The organism is uncultured Bradyrhizobium sp. (genome assembly GCF_947648125.1).
In the GTDB taxonomy this organism is placed as follows: domain Bacteria; phylum Pseudomonadota; class Alphaproteobacteria; order Rhizobiales; family Xanthobacteraceae; genus Bradyrhizobium.
This window is the reverse complement of sequence record NZ_CANSMR010000008.1, coordinates 33,707-49,321: the sequence shown is the minus strand read 5'-3', so window position 1 is coordinate 49,321 and position 15,615 is coordinate 33,707. Positions and strand designations below refer to the sequence as shown.

Annotated in this window: 17 protein-coding genes; 10 read left to right on the top strand and 7 right to left on the bottom strand. The window is 64.1% G+C overall.

What is annotated here, in order from left to right:
- Positions 1-11: 11 nt before the first annotated feature.
- From Q0030_RS16465 to Q0030_RS16450, 4 genes are all read left to right on the top strand, one after another.
- A complete protein-coding gene (locus Q0030_RS16465) occupies positions 12-761 on the top strand; it encodes an NUDIX domain-containing protein (protein WP_298368958.1) in 750 nt (249 codons plus the stop codon).
- 230 nt (positions 762-991) lie between these two features.
- On the top strand, positions 992-2,317 hold the full coding sequence (locus Q0030_RS16460) for an LLM class flavin-dependent oxidoreductase (protein WP_298368954.1): 1,326 nt from the start codon (positions 992-994) through the stop codon (positions 2,315-2,317).
- 128 nt (positions 2,318-2,445) lie between these two features.
- Positions 2,446-2,613 (top strand): 50S ribosomal protein L33, encoded by a 168-nt coding sequence (rpmG, locus tag Q0030_RS16455; RefSeq protein WP_018271988.1) that lies wholly within the window; start codon positions 2,446-2,448, stop codon positions 2,611-2,613.
- 109 nt (positions 2,614-2,722) lie between these two features.
- The gene (locus Q0030_RS16450) at positions 2,723-3,253 is read left to right on the top strand and encodes a hypothetical protein (RefSeq protein ID WP_298368952.1); all 531 of its coding nucleotides are present in this window, start codon (positions 2,723-2,725) and stop codon (positions 3,251-3,253) included.
- Here Q0030_RS16450 and Q0030_RS16445 read toward each other — a convergent pair.
- The 3 genes from Q0030_RS16445 to Q0030_RS16435 form a co-directional block, all read right to left on the bottom strand.
- Positions 3,250-3,450, bottom strand: a complete 201-nt coding sequence (locus Q0030_RS16445) for a hypothetical protein (RefSeq protein ID WP_298368949.1) — start codon at positions 3,448-3,450, stop codon at positions 3,250-3,252. The genes Q0030_RS16450 and Q0030_RS16445 overlap by 4 nt on opposite strands.
- A gap of 2 nt (positions 3,451-3,452) precedes the next feature.
- Positions 3,453-4,850, bottom strand: a complete 1,398-nt coding sequence (locus tag Q0030_RS16440) for an ammonium transporter (RefSeq protein WP_298368946.1) — start codon at positions 4,848-4,850, stop codon at positions 3,453-3,455.
- Positions 4,851-5,298: 448 nt separating this feature from the next.
- Entirely contained in the window at positions 5,299-6,531 is a 1,233-nt protein-coding gene (locus Q0030_RS16435; protein ID WP_298368943.1) for an MFS transporter, read from the bottom strand.
- Between the two features lie 133 nt (positions 6,532-6,664).
- Here Q0030_RS16435 and Q0030_RS16430 point away from each other — a divergent pair, with 133 nt between their 5' ends.
- Together Q0030_RS16430 and Q0030_RS16425 are read left to right on the top strand one after the other, a co-directional pair.
- The gene (locus Q0030_RS16430) at positions 6,665-7,267 is read left to right on the top strand and encodes a TetR/AcrR family transcriptional regulator (protein WP_298368941.1); all 603 of its coding nucleotides are present in this window, start codon (positions 6,665-6,667) and stop codon (positions 7,265-7,267) included.
- Between the two features lie 127 nt (positions 7,268-7,394).
- Positions 7,395-8,600, top strand: a complete 1,206-nt coding sequence (locus Q0030_RS16425; protein WP_298368939.1) for a serine hydrolase domain-containing protein — start codon at positions 7,395-7,397, stop codon at positions 8,598-8,600.
- Between the two features lie 180 nt (positions 8,601-8,780).
- On the opposite strand, the gene Q0030_RS16420 is transcribed toward Q0030_RS16425, so the two are convergent.
- Both Q0030_RS16420 and Q0030_RS16415 read right to left on the bottom strand, forming a co-directional pair.
- A complete protein-coding gene (locus tag Q0030_RS16420) occupies positions 8,781-10,154 on the bottom strand; it encodes a PleD family two-component system response regulator (protein ID WP_298368937.1) in 1,374 nt (457 codons plus the stop codon).
- A 15-nt stretch (positions 10,155-10,169) separates the two neighbouring features.
- Positions 10,170-10,535 carry a response regulator gene (locus tag Q0030_RS16415; protein ID WP_016845968.1) on the bottom strand — a complete coding sequence of 122 codons (366 nt, stop codon included), beginning with the start codon at positions 10,533-10,535 and terminating at the stop codon, positions 10,170-10,172.
- 228 nt (positions 10,536-10,763) lie between these two features.
- Between Q0030_RS16415 and Q0030_RS16410 the strand changes: the two genes are divergently transcribed.
- Together Q0030_RS16410 and Q0030_RS16405 are read left to right on the top strand one after the other, a co-directional pair.
- Positions 10,764-11,063, top strand: coding sequence for a DUF3572 domain-containing protein (locus Q0030_RS16410; RefSeq protein ID WP_050425563.1), 300 nt, complete (start codon positions 10,764-10,766; stop codon positions 11,061-11,063).
- A complete protein-coding gene (locus Q0030_RS16405) occupies positions 11,042-12,352 on the top strand; it encodes a DNA polymerase IV (RefSeq protein ID WP_298368933.1) in 1,311 nt (436 codons plus the stop codon). The genes Q0030_RS16410 and Q0030_RS16405 overlap by 22 nt, the downstream gene beginning before the upstream one ends.
- A gap of 99 nt (positions 12,353-12,451) precedes the next feature.
- Here Q0030_RS16405 and Q0030_RS16400 read toward each other — a convergent pair whose 3' ends face one another.
- Both Q0030_RS16400 and Q0030_RS16395 read right to left on the bottom strand, forming a co-directional pair.
- Entirely contained in the window at positions 12,452-12,853 is a 402-nt protein-coding gene (locus Q0030_RS16400; RefSeq protein WP_212013274.1) for a RidA family protein, read from the bottom strand.
- Between the two features lie 270 nt (positions 12,854-13,123).
- Complete coding sequence (locus Q0030_RS16395; protein WP_298368927.1) at positions 13,124-13,996, bottom strand: cell envelope integrity EipB family protein; 873 nt, start codon at positions 13,994-13,996, stop codon at positions 13,124-13,126.
- A gap of 263 nt (positions 13,997-14,259) precedes the next feature.
- Here Q0030_RS16395 and Q0030_RS16390 point away from each other — a divergent pair, with 263 nt between their 5' ends.
- Positions 14,260-14,727 carry a RidA family protein gene (locus Q0030_RS16390; protein WP_298368925.1) on the top strand — a complete coding sequence of 156 codons (468 nt, stop codon included), beginning with the start codon at positions 14,260-14,262 and terminating at the stop codon, positions 14,725-14,727.
- Between the two features lie 3 nt (positions 14,728-14,730).
- Complete coding sequence (locus tag Q0030_RS16385; RefSeq protein WP_298368921.1) at positions 14,731-15,483, top strand: glycerophosphodiester phosphodiesterase; 753 nt, start codon at positions 14,731-14,733, stop codon at positions 15,481-15,483.
- Positions 15,484-15,615: the final 132 nt, after the last annotated feature.

The window sequence follows — 15,615 nt, the reverse complement described above, 5'->3', positions numbered from 1 at the left end:
AAAGGGATGAAATGACTGAAGCTGCCGCCCCTGCCGCCGTCGTCCACCAGGGCGAAAAGGAAGCCGATCATCACGCGTATTTCCGGCCGAAGGATGCCGCGACGCTGATCCTGATCGATCGCTCCGGCGCCAAGCCGAAGGTCCTGGTCGGCAAGCGCCACGACAAGGTCGTGTTCATGCCGGGCAAGTTCGTCTTCCCCGGCGGGCGGGTCGACAAGGCCGACAACCGCGTGCCGGTCGCAGCCCCGATCACGCCGGAGCTCGAAGCCAATCTCCTGAAAGGCAGCCCGAAGATCACGTCCGGCCGCGCGCGTGCGCTCGCCAATGCGGCGATCCGCGAAGCCTGCGAAGAGACCGGGCTCTGCCTCGGCCGCAAGGTCGAGAAGACGGCGAAGCTCGATGGCCCCTGGGCGCCGTTCGCCGACGCAGGTCTCTTGCCCGATCCGTCCGGCCTGTTCCTGATCGCGCGCGCGATCACGCCACCCGGCCGCGTCCGCCGCTTCGACACGCGCTTCTTCACTGCGGACGCCTCGACCATCGCGCATCGTGTCGAAGGCGTGGTGCATGCCGATGCCGAGCTGGTCGAGCTCGTGTGGGTCGAGATCGGCTCCGAGCCGCTCGCGGACGCGCACGCCATGACCAAGAACGTGCTCTCCGAGCTCGACCGCCGCCTCGCCACCGGCCCGCTCCGCCACGACGCGCCGGTGCCGTTCTTCCACTTCTATAGCGGCAAGATGCAGAAGGACGTGCTGGGGGCGTAGGCCAGCCCTACTGTCATTGCGAGCGAAGCGAAGCAATCCATATCACCGCTTGCTGAACCATGGATTGCTTCGTCGCTTACGCTCCTCGCAATGACGCGCTAGAGGGAGGCTACGGACTTATGCTCCGACCGCCCCTCAAATTGCAAAAATCTTCTGGCGCCGTCGGGATGGCGCGCCGCGAAGCGCCTCCCTATCTGTTCCGCTAACGACATCAAGAACGGAACGGGGCAATGGCGAAGCGTCAACTCAAGCTCGGCGCATTCATGCGGCCGATCAGCATCCACACCGGCGCCTGGCGCTATCCCGGGGCCTGGCCCGACGCCAATTTCAACTTCGACCATATCAAGCAGCTGATCCGCAAGCTCGAGGCCGGCAAGTTCGACGCCTTCTTCATGGCCGATCATCTGGCCGTGTTGAACATGCCGATCAACGCGCTGAAGCGCAGCCACACGGTCACTTCGTTCGAGCCGTTCACGCTGCTGTCAGCACTCGCCGCCGTCACCGAGCATATCGGCTTGATCGCAACCGGCTCGACCACCTTCGACGAGCCCTATCACGTCGCCCGGCGCTTCGCCTCGCTCGACCACATCTCCGGCGGACGCGCCGGCTGGAATATCGTCACCACATCCAATCCGGACGCCGCGTTGAATTTCGGCCTCGACGACCACATGGAGCACGCCGAGCGCTACAGGCGCGCCCGCGAGTTCTACGATGTCGTCACCGGCCTGTGGGACTCCTTCGCCGATGACGCGTTCGTGCGCGATGTCGAGTCAGGCCTGTTCGTCGATCCCGACAAGATGCACGTGCTCAATCACAAGGGCAAATATCTCTCGGTGCGCGGCCCGCTGAACATCGCCCGCCCCGTGCAGGGCTGGCCTGTCATCGTGCAGGCCGGCGCGTCCGACGACGGCAGGCAGCTTGCGGCCGAGACGGCGGAAGCCGTGTTCACCGGCGGCGGCAGCCTTGCGGACGGACAGAAGCTCTATGCCGACATCAAGGGCCGCATGGAGAAGATCGGCCGCGATCCCGAGCATCTGAAGATCCTGCCCGGCGCCTTCGTCGTGGTCGGCGACAGCGTCGAGGAAGCCAAGGAGAAGCGCGCGCTGCTCGACAGCCGCGTGCATTACGATAGCGCGATCGCCTCGCTCTCGGTGATCCTCGGCACCGATGCGTCCAGCTTTGATCCCGACGGGCAATTGCCGCCGATCCCGGAAACCAATGCCAGCAAGAGCGGCCGCCAGCGCCTCGTCGATGTCGCCGCGCGCGACAAGCTGACCGTGCGGCAGCTCGCCCAGCGTGTCGGCGGCTATGGCGGGCTCGCTTTCGTCGGCACGCCGCAGACCATCGCCGACCAGATGGAGGAATGGCTGACCGGCCGCGGCAGCGACGGTTTCAACATCATGTTCCCCTATCTGCCGCAGGGCCTGTTCGAGTTCGTCGACAAGGTGGTGCCGGAACTGCAAAAGCGCGGGATTTTCCGCGCCGAGTACGAAGGGCGGACCCTGCGCGAGAATTTGGGCCTGCCGCGGCCCAAAAATCAGTTCTTCGAGGGGTAATCGGCCCGGAATCGGGGTGGTTCTGGCTCGGAAATCCTTGACTTTGGACGGTTTCTGGCTAGTTTCCCGGCCAAACGCGGGCCGATTTGGCCGGCTCCCGAACTCCCTGCATTTTCGAGGTTTTGCACATGGCCAAGGCGGTCACCATCAAGGTCAAGCTCGTGTCGACGGCCGATACCGGCTTCTATTACGTCGCCAAGAAGAATTCGCGCACCATGACCGACAAGCTGGTCAAGAAGAAGTACGACCCGGTCGCGCGCAAGCACGTCGAGTTCAAGGAAGCCAAGATCAAGTAAGATCGCCTGCTTCTGACGTTTCAAACGGGGTCCTCGCGGCCCCGTTTTTGCTTTGTAGCCTGGCGTCATCCCTCACGATTCCCGGACAAGTCCCGGGCGCGGGGCTCACATGATCGCAACCTTGGACGAGGGAAACGTCGGCGGCTACTCCGTCGCCTACGGCCGCGAGGACACCTACTTTCCGGTCTATGTCACGGCAGCCCTCGCCGCGATCTTCCTGACCGCGACCTGGATCACGGGCGCGCTGTATTGGCTGGCGCTGGCGGCTGCCGCGGCCGGCTTCACCTATTACAACATCCCCCTGCTGGAGGCCGGTCGTCCGACCATCGGGGCCAACCAGTACGGCATCTTCATCCAGGCCTTCGGGCTGATCCGCTGGCGCGCCGTCACGCGCATCGACCTCGTCGAGATCGCCGAGCGCGCCATGACCGTTCACGAATTGCAGATCGCACTCAGTGGGCCGCTCGGCAGCGCGCTGGTGGCCGACTGGCGCAAGCGGCCGGCCTATCGGCTGCTGATGCGCTTGCCGTGGCGCATGGACCATCGTGGCGTGGTCCGCGTCAATCTGGAGCCATTCGACCGGACGCCCGATGAGATCCACCGGACGTTCCTCAGGATGTGGCGCTACTACCGGAGCTAGCGGCCGCCGAACGCCTCATCGCGCAGATGCGCATCCGCAATGTCTGCATCCGCATTGTGTGTGATGGTCATGAACCAAATGAGGCTGAAGAACAGCGACCACGCTGTGTTCCAATAGAACCAGTTCATCGGATCACCTCGAACAGCTTTGATCCGCGTCAGCCGGCGAAGATCGCCGGCTGCGCGGAATGCCGCCAAGTCTACTGCACGACCTCGCCGTGCAGTGCCAGATCCAACCCTTCGCGCTCGATGTCGCGCGTCACGCGAAGCCCGACGAAGAGATTGATCACGAACAGGATGATCAGGCTCACCACGGCATCATACACGAAAACCGTCGCGACGCCGATGCATTGATTGAGGAACTGCCCGGGATTTCCCTCCAGAACGCCGGCCGTTCCACCGTATTGCTCGACCGCGAACACCCCCGTCAGCAGCGCCCCGACGATGCCGCCGAGGGCATGGACGCCGAAGCAGTCCAGCGCATCATCGTAGCTGAACATGCGCTTCAAGCCGGTGCATCCCCAGTAGCAGCAGACGCCGGCGGCGATGCCGATGGCGAACGCGCCGACCGGCCCGACGAAGCCGGAGGCCGGCGTGATCGCGACGAGGCCCGCGACGGCCCCCGAGCAGATGCCGACGACGGTCGGCTTGCCCTTCAATGCCCATTCCACCAGCATCCAGGTGAAGGCCGCCACTGCTGTCGCGATCTGGGTCACCAGCATGGCCATGCCCGCCTGCATTCCGGCCGTGACGGCGGAGCCGGCGTTGAAGCCGAACCAGCCGACCCACAGCAGCGAGGCGCCGATGAAGGTCAGCACCATGTTGTGCGCCGGCCCCGTCTCGACGCGCTTGCCGAGCATGATGGCGCACATCAGGCCCGCCACGCCGGCATTGATGTGCACCACGGTGCCGCCGGCGAAATCGAGAACCTTGACATATGCAGCGTCGTTGCCCGACGAGAATATGCCGTCGGGCCCCCAGACCCAGTGCGCGATCGGCGCATAGACGAAGATCGCCCACAGCCCGATGAACCAGAGCATGGCGGAGAATTTCATCCGCTCGGCAAAGGCACCGGCAATCAGCGCCGGTGTGATGATGGCGAACGTCATCTGGAAGCAGATGTAAACCGACTCAGGGATGGTCGCCGCGAGCGGATTGGGATTGCCGATGCCACCCTTGCCGATGTCACTCAGGATGTCCTTGAGGAACATGCGATCCAGACCGCCGATGAACGGCGTACCGGCACGAAACGCCAGGCTGTAGGTGAGCACGGCAAACAGGATCGTGACCAGGCAAGTGACGGCGAAGCTGGTCATCACGGTGTCGCCAACATTCTTCTTGCGCACCATGCCACCGTAGAACAGGCCGAGCCCCGGGATCGTCATCATCAGGACGAGCGCGACTGACGTGAGCATCCAGGCGGTGTCGCCGGAATTCGGCGTGCACTTCTCGAGGATCTTGCCGCCACAGGCCGGCGGCGCCGCCGCTTCCTCAGCCAGCGCGAGGTCGCTGAACAGCAGGCAAAGAACCGCCACTCCCAGCAGAGCAATCAGAATTCTCACGAGCTTCGGGCGCGTGTATGTCGCAGACTCCATCATCGTCCTCCCATCACAAGAAATGCTGCTGTTCGGAATGAGCGCGGCGCGCTCCGAGCGTCGGCGATGCTGACGGCGCGAAGCAGCAAGGTCGCGGCATCGCGCCGGACGCGAGGCACAAGCGCCTCCTGCTCGGCGGCGCGGCGAAAGCCGTGGTGCGCGGATGGCTGGAGAATGACGGCGACTAGCCTCATCGCGGCCAGCCCTTCCCATGGGTCCCCAGGCCGGAACCTCAGCGACGGGTTCCGGCACGATTTCTAGCCAAATTGAAACAAGATTCGTGCCACGAAAGCGTGCCGCGTAACGTTTTGAAAGCACTACTACTTCGATCTGCGAGCGGAACGGCTTCGCGCTCCATTGCACGTTCTCATAGCAAACAATCGATGGAAAAATAGGCAGCAACCGGCGACTGCCCTCACATGGGGCAGTCACTGGTTGCCGGGATCGGAAGCTAGGCGGCCTTGAGCAGCGGCGGCTGTGCCGGGCGGATCAGCGCGAAGGCGAGCTGGATGATGCCGCCGGCAAGGCCGAGCGCGACGCCGATCCGCCAGGCCATGGTGTAGGAGCCGAGCGAGTCGTAGATCACCCCTCCTCCATAGGCGCCGAGGAAGCTGCCGACCTGGTGGCTCATGAAGGCAAGGCCCTGGATCATCGCCTGCCAGCGCAGACCGAACATCTCGGCCACCGCACCCGCGACCAGCGGACCGACGCCCATCCAGAGGAAGCCCATGATGGCGCCGAACAGCAACGTCGAGCCCGGCGTCGCCGGCAGCATGAAGTACCAGGCGAGCGCCAGCGAGCGCAGGATGTAGATGCCGCCGAGCAGCGCGAGCTTGTTCCAGCGCTGACCAGCCCAGCCGAAGAACAGCGAGCCCAGCACGTTGAAGCCGCCGATCATGCCGAGCGTCTGCGCGCTCAGCATCGGATCGAGCCCGCAGATCGCGAGATACGACGGCAGATGCGTGGTGAGGAAGACGAGCTGCATGCCGCAGACCATGTAAGCGCAGGTCATCACCACGAAGGATGCGTTGCCGAATGCGGTCTTGGCCGCGGTCGCTGCTGTGGCGTTGCCGATGTCATCGGCCGCGGGCTTCGGCAGCGGGATCTTGTCGACGCGGCCGGCGTACAACGCGGCCGGAATCATCCCGATCGACAGGATGACGAATCCGGCAAGCCCGACACGCCAACCAAACCCTTCATTGAGCATCTGGCCGATCGGCGCCGACAGCAGTGCACCGAGCGAGCCCGCGGCGGAGACCATGCCGAGCACGGTCGAGCGCACCGTCTCCGACACCGCGCGCGCCGCGACCGACATGGCGATCGCATTCGCGGTGCAGGCGAGCGAAAGGCCGATCAGCACACCGGCGCCGATCATGATGGCGACGAGGCTATGCGCCGTCGTCATCAGCACAAGGCCCGCGATGTAGGCCAGCGCACCGACCACCATGATCGGGCGGAAGCCGTAACGCACCGTCATCGCGCCCGCCAGCGGCTGCAGGAAGCCCCAGGCGAGGTTCTGCACCGCCAGCGCAAGCGTGAAATGCGACACCGAGATGCCGATGTCGTGCGTCAGCGGCTGCATGAAGATGCCAAGGCTCTGCCGCAGCCCCATGCTCAGCGTGAGCATGATGGAGGCACCGATCAGAATGGGAAGCGTGGGACGCAGGACCTGAAACAGGGGCATTGTTCTTATTCTCCCATGACGGCGCGGCACGAGTGCCACAGCCTGCGATTCACGCATGTTTTAGTTACACAGACCTGTGTACATAGGCTATACAGGGGGCCAACTGTCAAGCGAAGAGGATCACGGCCGACGCATGGCTTCCCCGCCTCCCAAACAGACCATGAAAGAGCGGATCCTCGAGACCGCCGACAAACTGTTCTACCTGCAGGGCATTCGCGCCATCGGCGTCGACACCATCGCGGCCGAGATCGGCATCAGCAAGCGCACGCTCTACAATCACTTCCCGTCGAAGGACGCGCTGATCGAGGCCTATCTGCAGCGCCGCTTCGTGCAGCCCCGCCCCTCTGACAAGCCGCCGGCCGAGCAGATCCTCGCAACCTTCGATTCGCTGGAACGGCGCTTCTCGGCGAAGGATTTTCGCGGCTGTCCGTTCGTGAACGCGGTCGCCGAGCTTGGGCCCGACGACGAGGACCGCACCGTCCGCAATATCGCCGTCGCCTTCAAGGAAAGCCGCCGGGTCTGGTTTCGCGATCTGCTGCGGCAGCTCGGCGTCACGGATGCCGAGGCACTTGCGACCCAGCTGACGCTGTTGGTCGACGGCTCGATCGCGCAGGACCTCGTGCGCGACGACCCGGCCATGGCGCGCGCGGCCAAGGAAGCCGCCCGCGTGCTGCTGGCGAATGCGGGCGTCAAGGTCGGCAGCCCCGCGCCTGCGGACAACAAGCGCACTGGATAAATCCGGTTGCGTACACAAGTCCGGTTTGGTTGGTAGCGTGACGGCATAGACGGCATTCCCGATTGGATATTCCGTCCGGCGAGATTGACGACCGCACGACGACCTGCGGCACAACTGGGGAACAACCATGGAAGATCTGAAGGTGACGGCCACCGGCTACGATTTCGCGCCGGCGCGCGCCGCCATGCAGCGCTATATCGACAACAATCTGCTGTCCGGAATCTCCTGGTCGGTTCTGGTCGGGCGCGACATCGCCGACACGGGCTGCGTCGGATGGGCCGACAAGGAAGCGCAGACCCCGCTGCGCACCGACCACATCTTCCGGGTCTTCTCCAACACCAAGCTGATCACTTCCTGCGCGGCGCTATTGCTGTTCGAGGATGGCCGCTTCCAGCTCGACGATCCGATCGAGAAATTCATCCCGCAGCTCCGCAACCGCAAGGTTCTGCTGAAAGGCGCGACGTCGATCGATCAAACCGAGCCCGCGAAGAGTTCGATCACCATCCGCCAATTACTCAGCCACAGCGCTGGCTTGAGCTACGGTTTCTTCGATCCCGGCACCGTCATTTTCAAGGCGCTCAACGAGCGCGGCGTGCACAATCCCAACACGTCCCTGGCTGAAATGGTCGACGTGCTCGCCGATTTGCCGCTGATCTATCAGCCGGGCACCTCGTGGGAATATTCGCTTGCGATCGACGTGGTGGCACGCCTCGTGGAAGTCGTCAGCGGCCAGACCTTCGACAAGTTCATCAAGGCGCGCATCCTCGATCCGCTCGGCATGGTCGATACCGGCTTCGTCGTTCCGGAGCAGGACCAGGGGCGCCTTGTCGCGTATTACGCGGGCGCCGATCTGATGGAGCCGATGAAGCCGGGCCTCACCCGCACCGACAATGCGCCCTTCCCCGGCGCCTATCTGCGCCCGGTCGCAAGGCTCAATGGCGGCGGCGGCCTGGTGTCGACGCTGCCCGACATGGTCGCGTTGATCCGCAGCCTGCTGCCCGGCGGACCGACGCTGCTGAAGCCGGACACGATCGCCATGATGATGTCCAACCAGTTGCCCGAAGGACAGTGGATCCGCTTCGCGATGATGGGCGAGCAACCCGGCAAGGCGCATGGTCTGGCCGGTGGCCTGATCTTGAACCCCTCGCCGATCGATCATCCCGACGCTGCCGGCGAGTTCTACTGGGGCGGCGTCGCCGGCACGCAATGGTGGATTTCGCCGAAGACCGGGATCGCCGGCGTCATGATGGCGCAGCGCCAGATGGCGTTCGTCCATCCGTTCTCGTTCGAGTTCAAGCGGATGGCTTATGACGCGGTGAAGCGCGGGAGATAGTAGCGCTTCGTAGCCCGGATGGAGCGCAGCGAAATCCGGGACAATTGTGCAACTGGCGAGAACCCCGGATTGCGCTTCGCTTCATCCGGGCTACGGGAGCTGAAACGAGAGGCCGCAGCGTACTGGATACCCCGCTTTCGCGGGGTATGACGACGGAGGATACGGAAAGTGCGACGCGCGTTACGCCGCGGCTGAAACCACGCGGTTGCGGCCGTCGTGCTTGGCGCGATAGAGCGCGGTGTCGGCGCGCTTGAGCACGTCGGTGACCTGCTCGCCCTTGCGCTCCAGCGTGGTGAGCCCGATCGAGATCGTGACCGTGATCCGCTTGCCGCCCTTCTCGACGGCAAACGGCTCGCCCGCGATCGAGCGGCGCAGCCGCTCGGCGACCATGCCGGCGACATGCAGGTCGGTCTCCGGCATCACGATCACGAACTCCTCACCGCCATAGCGGCAGGCGAGATCGATGCCGCGGATCGACTTGCGGATGCGAACGGCGAATTCGCGCAGCACGTCGTCGCCGGCATCGTGGCCGTAGGTGTCGTTGATCGCCTTGAAGTAGTCGATGTCGAGGATCATCAGCGCCAGCGGCTTGCCGCGGATCGAGGCCTGCTCCGCCAGGGTCGCGAGATGGCTCTCCATGTAGCGGCGGTTATTGAGGCCGGTCAGCGCATCCGTGATCGCCATCTCGATCGAGTTCTGCACGTTGTCGCGCAGATGATCGGTGTAGCGGCGACGGCGGATCTGGGTGCGCGCGCGTGCCAGCAGCTCGTTCTTGTCGACCGGCCGCAGCAGATAGTCGTTGACGCCGATCTCGAGCCCGCGCATCAGCCGCGTGTTGTTGTCGGCATCCGAGACCGCGAGGATCGGCACCTGGCGCGTACGCTCCAGCGAGCGGGCCTGGCTGCACAGCCGCAGGCCATCGAAATTGTCGAGGCTGAGCGACACGATCAGGAGGTCGTAATTGCCCTCGGCGGCGTGGAACAAGGCTTCCGCCGGATTGGTCTCGACGTCGACGGTGTGTTCGGCGGAAAGGATCGGCGCCAGCTTCTCGTAGGACGACGGCCGGTCGTCGACCAGCAGGATGCGGCCGCCGGTGCCCTTGTCGGCGATCGCGCTGCGCTCCGGCGCCTGCATGCCGATCTCGAGCGAGGTGATGGCGCGCATGCGCAGCTCATCGGTCATCATCTTCAGCCGCGTCAGCGAGCGCACACGCGCGATCAGCACGACGTCGGACACCGGCTTGGTCAGGAAGTCATCGGCGCCGGCCTCGAGGCCGCGCACGCGATCGGCAGGACTGTCGAGAGCGGTGACGATGACGACGGGAATGAAGTGGGTCGCCGGGTTCGACTTCAGGCGACGGCAGACCTCGAAGCCGTCCATATCAGGCATCATGACGTCGAGCAGGATGATGTCGCATTCGGCGCGCGCGCAGATTTCCAGCGCCTCGGTCCCGTTGGAAGCAGTCAGCACGTCGAAATATTCAGCTGACAGACGGGCTTCCAACAGCTTGACGTTCGCCGGAACGTCATCGACGACGAGGATACGCGCGGACATGGCACCACAACTCCCCTATCCGATAAAGCGTCGGACAGTCTCAATAAATTTGCCGACCGAGATCGGCTTGGACAAATAGGCTTCGCAGCCGCCCTCGCGGATGCGTTCTTCGTCGCCCTTCATGGCGAAGGCGGTGACCGCGACCACCGGAATCGTGCGCAGATCGGGATCGTCCTTGATCCAGCGCGTGACCTCCAGGCCGGAGACCTGGGGCAATTGAATATCCATCAGGATGAGGTCGGGGCGCAGCTTGCGGACGAGATCGAGCGCTTCGAAGCCATTGCTGGTGCCCGAAGTCTGATAGCCATGCGCTTCCAACAGATCGCGAAAGAGCTTCATATTGAGCTCGTTGTCCTCCACGATCAGGACGGTTTTGGCCATCCCGTCCCTCCCAGACTTAGGAAACAGGCCCGGCTGCGGCACCTCACGCACCGCGCGCGGAGCGCGTCGAAAATGTGAATTCAAACTAGCGCCAGAATCGCTCTAACCCGTTAACCCGTAGTCCAACTTCCGCAGCGTGGTTTCCGTTGCTTGAACACATGCGGAAGACTCGGGCATGATGGGCCTCTCATTAGAGACCATAAGTTAACGGAAAGGCAAACCGGCGCGTTGAAAAAGCCTGTTCACAACCCCCGGGAAGTCGCTGAAATCGTTGCGATTCAGGCGCTCGGCTTCATTGCCGGCGATCCCGAGCGGCTGGGCTTGTTCCTGGCCGAAACCGGAATCGGTCCGGAGACGTTGCGGAACGCTGCGTCCAATCCTCAATTTCTTGCGAGCGTGCTCGATTTCGTGATGCGCGACGATGCCACCGTGAAGGCGTTCGCCGCAGCCTCCGAACTGCACCCGACCAACATCGCTGCCGCCCATCAGGTGCTGGGCGACCCGAAATGGGAGCGCGACGTGCCGTGACGACGGCAGCGCCAGCTTCCGACGGCCCCCTCAGTTTCTGCCGAGACTGCCTCGGCGATCTCGATATCAAGGTGAAGCGATGCAGCCATTGCGGTTCGCCGCGGCTGGTCCGTCATCGCACCCTGCCCGCGCTGGCGCTGGCGCATATCGACTGCGACGCGTTCTATGCCACCGTCGAGAAGCGCGACAATCCTGACATCGCCGACCGCCCCGTCATCATCGGCGGCGGCAAGCGCGGCGTGGTGTCGGCGGCCTGCTACATCGCCCGCACCTACGGCGTCCGCTCGGCGATGCCGATGTTCAAGGCGCTGGAACTCTGCCCTGACGCGACCGTGATCGCGCCGGACATGGCGAAATATGTCCGGGTCGGGCGCGAGGTGCGCCAGGCGATGCAGGCGCTGACGCCGCTGGTCGAGCCACTGTCGATCGACGAGGCCTTCCTCGATCTCTCCGGCACGCAGCGCGTCCACGGTATGATCCCGGCCAAGGTGCTCGCCAAGTTCGCCCGCGACGTCGAGCGCGACATCGGCATCACGGTGTCGGTCGGGCTGTCCTGCAACAAGTTCCTCGCCAAGATCGCCTCCGACCTCGACAAGCCGAGAGGCTTCGCCACGCTCGACCAGGACGAGGCGCGCGAGATGCTGGCCAGCAAGCCGGTCGGCTTCATCTACGGCGTCGGCCCTGCGACCCAGGAAAAACTCGTACAACGCGGCTTCCGCGTCATCGCCGACCTGCAGCGCGCCGACGAGAACGAGCTGATGAAACAGTTCGCGAGCGAAGGCCGCAGGCTGTGGCGGCTGGCGCGCGGCATCGACGACCGCAGCGTGGTGCCCGATCGCGGTGCCAAGACGATCTCGAGCGAGACCACCTTCGAGACCGACATCCGCGATTTTGCAATCCTGGAAAAACTGCTCTGGAAGCTGTCGGAGAAGACCTCGGCGCGGCTGAAGAGCAGCGACCTCTCGGGCTGCACCATCACGCTGAAGCTGAAGACCGCGGATTTCCGCCAGCGCACCCGTTCACAATCGATCCAGACGCCGACCCAATTGGCCGCAAAGATCTTTGCGGTGACACGCGAGATGCTGGCCAAGGAGATCGACGGCACCGCCTTCCGCCTAATGGGCGCCGGCGTCAGCGCGCTGCGCCCCGGCTCCCAGGCCAACGACTCCGACATGCTCGACCGCCGCTCGGCGCACGCCGAACGCGCCATCGACAATCTGCGCAAGAAGTTCGGCAACGCCGCCGTGATCCGCGGCATAGCCTATGAGGGGCCGGGAAAGCCGGATTAGTTGGGGATGTCATGGCCGGGCTTGACCCGGCCATCCATCTCAAAAGATTCTTCGAAGCGCGATGGATGCGCGGGTCAAGCCCGCGCATGACGACCTGCGTCAATCAGCGACCGCGACCGCCTCAATCTCGATCAGCCATTCCGGCGCCGCGAGCGCGGTGACACCGACGAGCGTCGAGGCCGGCGGCTCCATGCCTTCGAAGAACGCCGAGCGTGCCTTGCCGATGATCGGGCGCAGCTCCGGTTTGTAGCCGACGACGAAGGTCGTGATCTTGACGATGTTGGAATAGCTTGCTCCGGCGGCTTTCAATGCCATGCCGAGGTTCTGCATCACCTGCGTCGTCTGCGCGGCGAGATCGCCGGCGCCGACCACCCGGCCCTCCTCGTCGGTGGAAACCTGTCCGGAAATGTAGATCGTGCGCGCGCCTGACGCGACCACGACGTGGGAGTAAGCCGGATTGTGATGCAGGCCGCTGGGGCGCAGATGGTCTGATTTGCTCATGATGTGCCTCCCTGACACGCGTGTTTTGGGAAGCGTACTCGTGTCTGATGGTTCCGGCCAGAGCGGTCTGGCTTATTGCTCAAGGCTTGCTCCGCCGTCGTCCCGGCGAAAGCAGGGACCCCATAACCACAGGGAGCAGTTGCTAAAGCGCGCTGTAGCTCCAACGCGGCAAGACAATTGACGGTCGTGGTTATGGGTCCCGGGTCGCGCTTCGCTTGCCCGGGACGACGCCGAATGGGTGGCGATAGCGAGCCGGTCACTTACCGGCCTTCACTTGCAGGGTTTGGAATCCCTGACGTCGAACTTGTCCAGCGCGCCCGAGATCACGAAATCGTTGTAATCCAGGACCAGCGCACGGGAGACGCCGTTCTCGTAGAGCTCGAACGACATCGCGTAGACCGGCGTCTGCTCGCCATCCTTGGCCCGCGCGTCGCTGTCGTAGTAGCTCACCGTCACCGGCCAGCGCGTCATCGTTTTCATCGCATCGCTCGCGGTCGACGGATCGGGCGATGACGGCGCGCGGTCGCCTGTGATCGGCCGGCCGATCACGGTCAGCGTGTTGTAGACCTTCTCGCCATTGTCGGAGCCGTCATAGACGGTCTGCTCGAGCACCGATTTGCCGTCGCGGGCGGCGGCGATGATGTGCTGGATCTGCTCGGTCGGGAACACGATCTTGCCGTCGAGATTGAAGGTCTTCTTCACCGGCTGGGTCAGCTTCACGGTGATATGATCGCCCACGCGCTCGGCGATACCGTCGACCGGCGACGATTCACTGTCGTTCATCCGCGTGTCGATCTTGAAGCGGTAGCTCTTGCCCGACGCGTCCTCCCAGGACGACGAGCGCAGATCGGACAGCGTCACCTTGCCCTCGCCACTGTCGAGTTCGGACACCTGGCGGAATTCGGAGGTGTAGCCTTCGCAGGAGCTGCCGGAGAAATTGTAGAGGATGCGCCCGCGCGCATCGCTGACCGAATTGGAGCCGCGCGATTTCACGAGGCTCAGATCGTAAAGCGCCTGATGGGCGAGAAACGGCCCGCCGGCCGCAGCGGCCGCAGCGGCCGCCCCATGAACCAGGCCGGTTCCTGCGGCAACGGCGATCGTGAGCACCAGGGCACGCGACGGATTCCGAAACGGCAGGGTCATGGTTTTTCCTCGATGAGGCAGGGATTCGTCACAATAGTGACGGTGGTATTGCGCCGCAACTGGGGCAAATCTGACAAAATAGCAATGTGCGCAGCGAATTTGTCGTCATTTTTGGCAGCTTTTCGTGCGATTCCACACGTCACGGCCGCCCTGTCCTCACCTTACCGTCGCTTGCAACCGGCGGCACGATGCGCGAAACAATCGAAACAAACTTGGCCCTGACCGCGTTTCAGGCTTCGTGCAAATCCAATTGGGGAACAAAAATGGCGGGCACCGTCGAACAGAAACTGGCGTCACAGGGCATCACACTTCCCCAGCCGACCTCGCCGGTCGCGAATTACGTCCCCTTCGTCCGCAGCGGCAACCTGCTGTTCGTCTCGGGCCAGGTCTGTTTCAACGCCGAAGGCAAGCTGTTCGCCAAGGGCAAGCTCGGCGCCGGCGTCACGCTCGAGCAAGGCGTCGCCGCGGCGCAGGGCTGCGCGATCAACCTCTTGGCCCAGGTCAAGGCGGCGCTCGGCGATCTCGACAAGGTCGTGCGCGTGGTGCGGCTCGGCGGCTTCATCAACTCGGCGCCGGATTTCTTCGACGGACCGAAGGTGCTGAACGGCGCCTCCGACCTGATGGTCGCAGCCTTCGGCGACAAGGGCCGCCATGCCCGCACCACCGTGGGCGTCGCCTCGCTGCCTGCGGACGCTGCGGTCGAAGTCGAAGGCGTGTTCGAAGTCTCCTGAGCGATGCGCGCGCCTGATTGGCTGACCAAACGGCCGGTCGCGCATCGCGGCCTGCACGATGCCGCACGCGGCATCATCGAGAACATGCCGGCCGCGGCCAACGCCGCGGTCATGGGCAATTTCGCGATCGAGTGCGATATCCAGCTCACCGCCGATGGCGAGGCGATGGTGCATCACGACGATGCGCTCGGCCGCCTCACCGAAGGTTCGGGCCTGCTGTCGACCAAGACCGCAGCCGAGCTGAAGGCGGTGAAGTTCAAGAACACCTCCGAGCAGATGATGACGCTCGGCGACCTCTGCGCGCTGGTCGCCGGCCGCGTCCCGCTGGTGGTCGAGGTGAAGAGCCATTTCGACAGCGACCGCAAGCTGGTTCGACGGATGGCCGAGGTGCTGTCGTCCTATTCCGGCCCTGTCGTCGGCATGTCGTTCGATCCCGACCAGGTGCTGGCGTTGCGCGAGGCCATGCCGAACCTGCCGCGCGGCATTACCGCCCAGCGCACCTATGACGACAGTTCCTGGACCAAACTGACACCGGCCCAGCGCGACGGCATGCTGTACCTGCGCCACGGCTTCAAGACCGAGCCGCATTTTGTTGCCTTCTGGGTCAACCAGCTCCCGGCGCCGGCGCCCTGGATCGCCCGCAACGTGTTCGGCTGCCCGCTGCTGGCGTGGACCGTGCGCACCGCGGAACAGCGCGAGCGCGCGGCGCGCTACGCCGACCAGATGATCTTCGAGGGGTTTGTGCCGGGAACCTGACATGTCGCAGAGACTCTTGAACTCGTCGCTGCGACGCACGATGTTGTCGGGAGTTGGTCGTCATCGGCGATGGCGGAATGCGGAGCATGATCCGGAAGTGGAGCCAGCTGTTCCGGAAAGATCATGCTCAAA

What these genes read in the sequence shown, in the direction of transcription:
- Q0030_RS16465 (WP_298368958.1), top strand. Translation starts at nt 12, where the DNA reads ATGACTGAAGCTGCCGCCCCTGCCGCCGTCGTCCACCAGGGCGAAAAG.
- Q0030_RS16460 (WP_298368954.1), top strand. Translation starts at nt 992, where the DNA reads ATGGCGAAGCGTCAACTCAAGCTCGGCGCATTCATGCGGCCGATCAGC.
- rpmG (WP_018271988.1), top strand. Translation starts at nt 2,446, where the DNA reads ATGGCCAAGGCGGTCACCATCAAGGTCAAGCTCGTGTCGACGGCCGAT.
- Q0030_RS16450 (WP_298368952.1), top strand. Translation starts at nt 2,723, where the DNA reads ATGATCGCAACCTTGGACGAGGGAAACGTCGGCGGCTACTCCGTCGCC.
- Q0030_RS16440 (WP_298368946.1), bottom strand. Translation starts at nt 4,850, where the DNA reads ATGATGGAGTCTGCGACATACACGCGCCCGAAGCTCGTGAGAATTCTG.
- Q0030_RS16435 (WP_298368943.1), bottom strand. Translation starts at nt 6,531, where the DNA reads ATGCCCCTGTTTCAGGTCCTGCGTCCCACGCTTCCCATTCTGATCGGT.
- Q0030_RS16430 (WP_298368941.1), top strand. Translation starts at nt 6,665, where the DNA reads ATGGCTTCCCCGCCTCCCAAACAGACCATGAAAGAGCGGATCCTCGAG.
- Q0030_RS16425 (WP_298368939.1), top strand. Translation starts at nt 7,395, where the DNA reads ATGGAAGATCTGAAGGTGACGGCCACCGGCTACGATTTCGCGCCGGCG.
- Q0030_RS16420 (WP_298368937.1), bottom strand. Translation starts at nt 10,154, where the DNA reads ATGTCCGCGCGTATCCTCGTCGTCGATGACGTTCCGGCGAACGTCAAG.
- Q0030_RS16415 (WP_016845968.1), bottom strand. Translation starts at nt 10,535, where the DNA reads ATGGCCAAAACCGTCCTGATCGTGGAGGACAACGAGCTCAATATGAAG.
- Q0030_RS16405 (WP_298368933.1), top strand. Translation starts at nt 11,042, where the DNA reads ATGGGAGCGCGACGTGCCGTGACGACGGCAGCGCCAGCTTCCGACGGC.
- Q0030_RS16400 (WP_212013274.1), bottom strand. Translation starts at nt 12,853, where the DNA reads ATGAGCAAATCAGACCATCTGCGCCCCAGCGGCCTGCATCACAATCCG.
- Q0030_RS16395 (WP_298368927.1), bottom strand. Translation starts at nt 13,996, where the DNA reads ATGACCCTGCCGTTTCGGAATCCGTCGCGTGCCCTGGTGCTCACGATC.
- Q0030_RS16390 (WP_298368925.1), top strand. Translation starts at nt 14,260, where the DNA reads ATGGCGGGCACCGTCGAACAGAAACTGGCGTCACAGGGCATCACACTT.
- Q0030_RS16385 (WP_298368921.1), top strand. Translation starts at nt 14,731, where the DNA reads ATGCGCGCGCCTGATTGGCTGACCAAACGGCCGGTCGCGCATCGCGGC.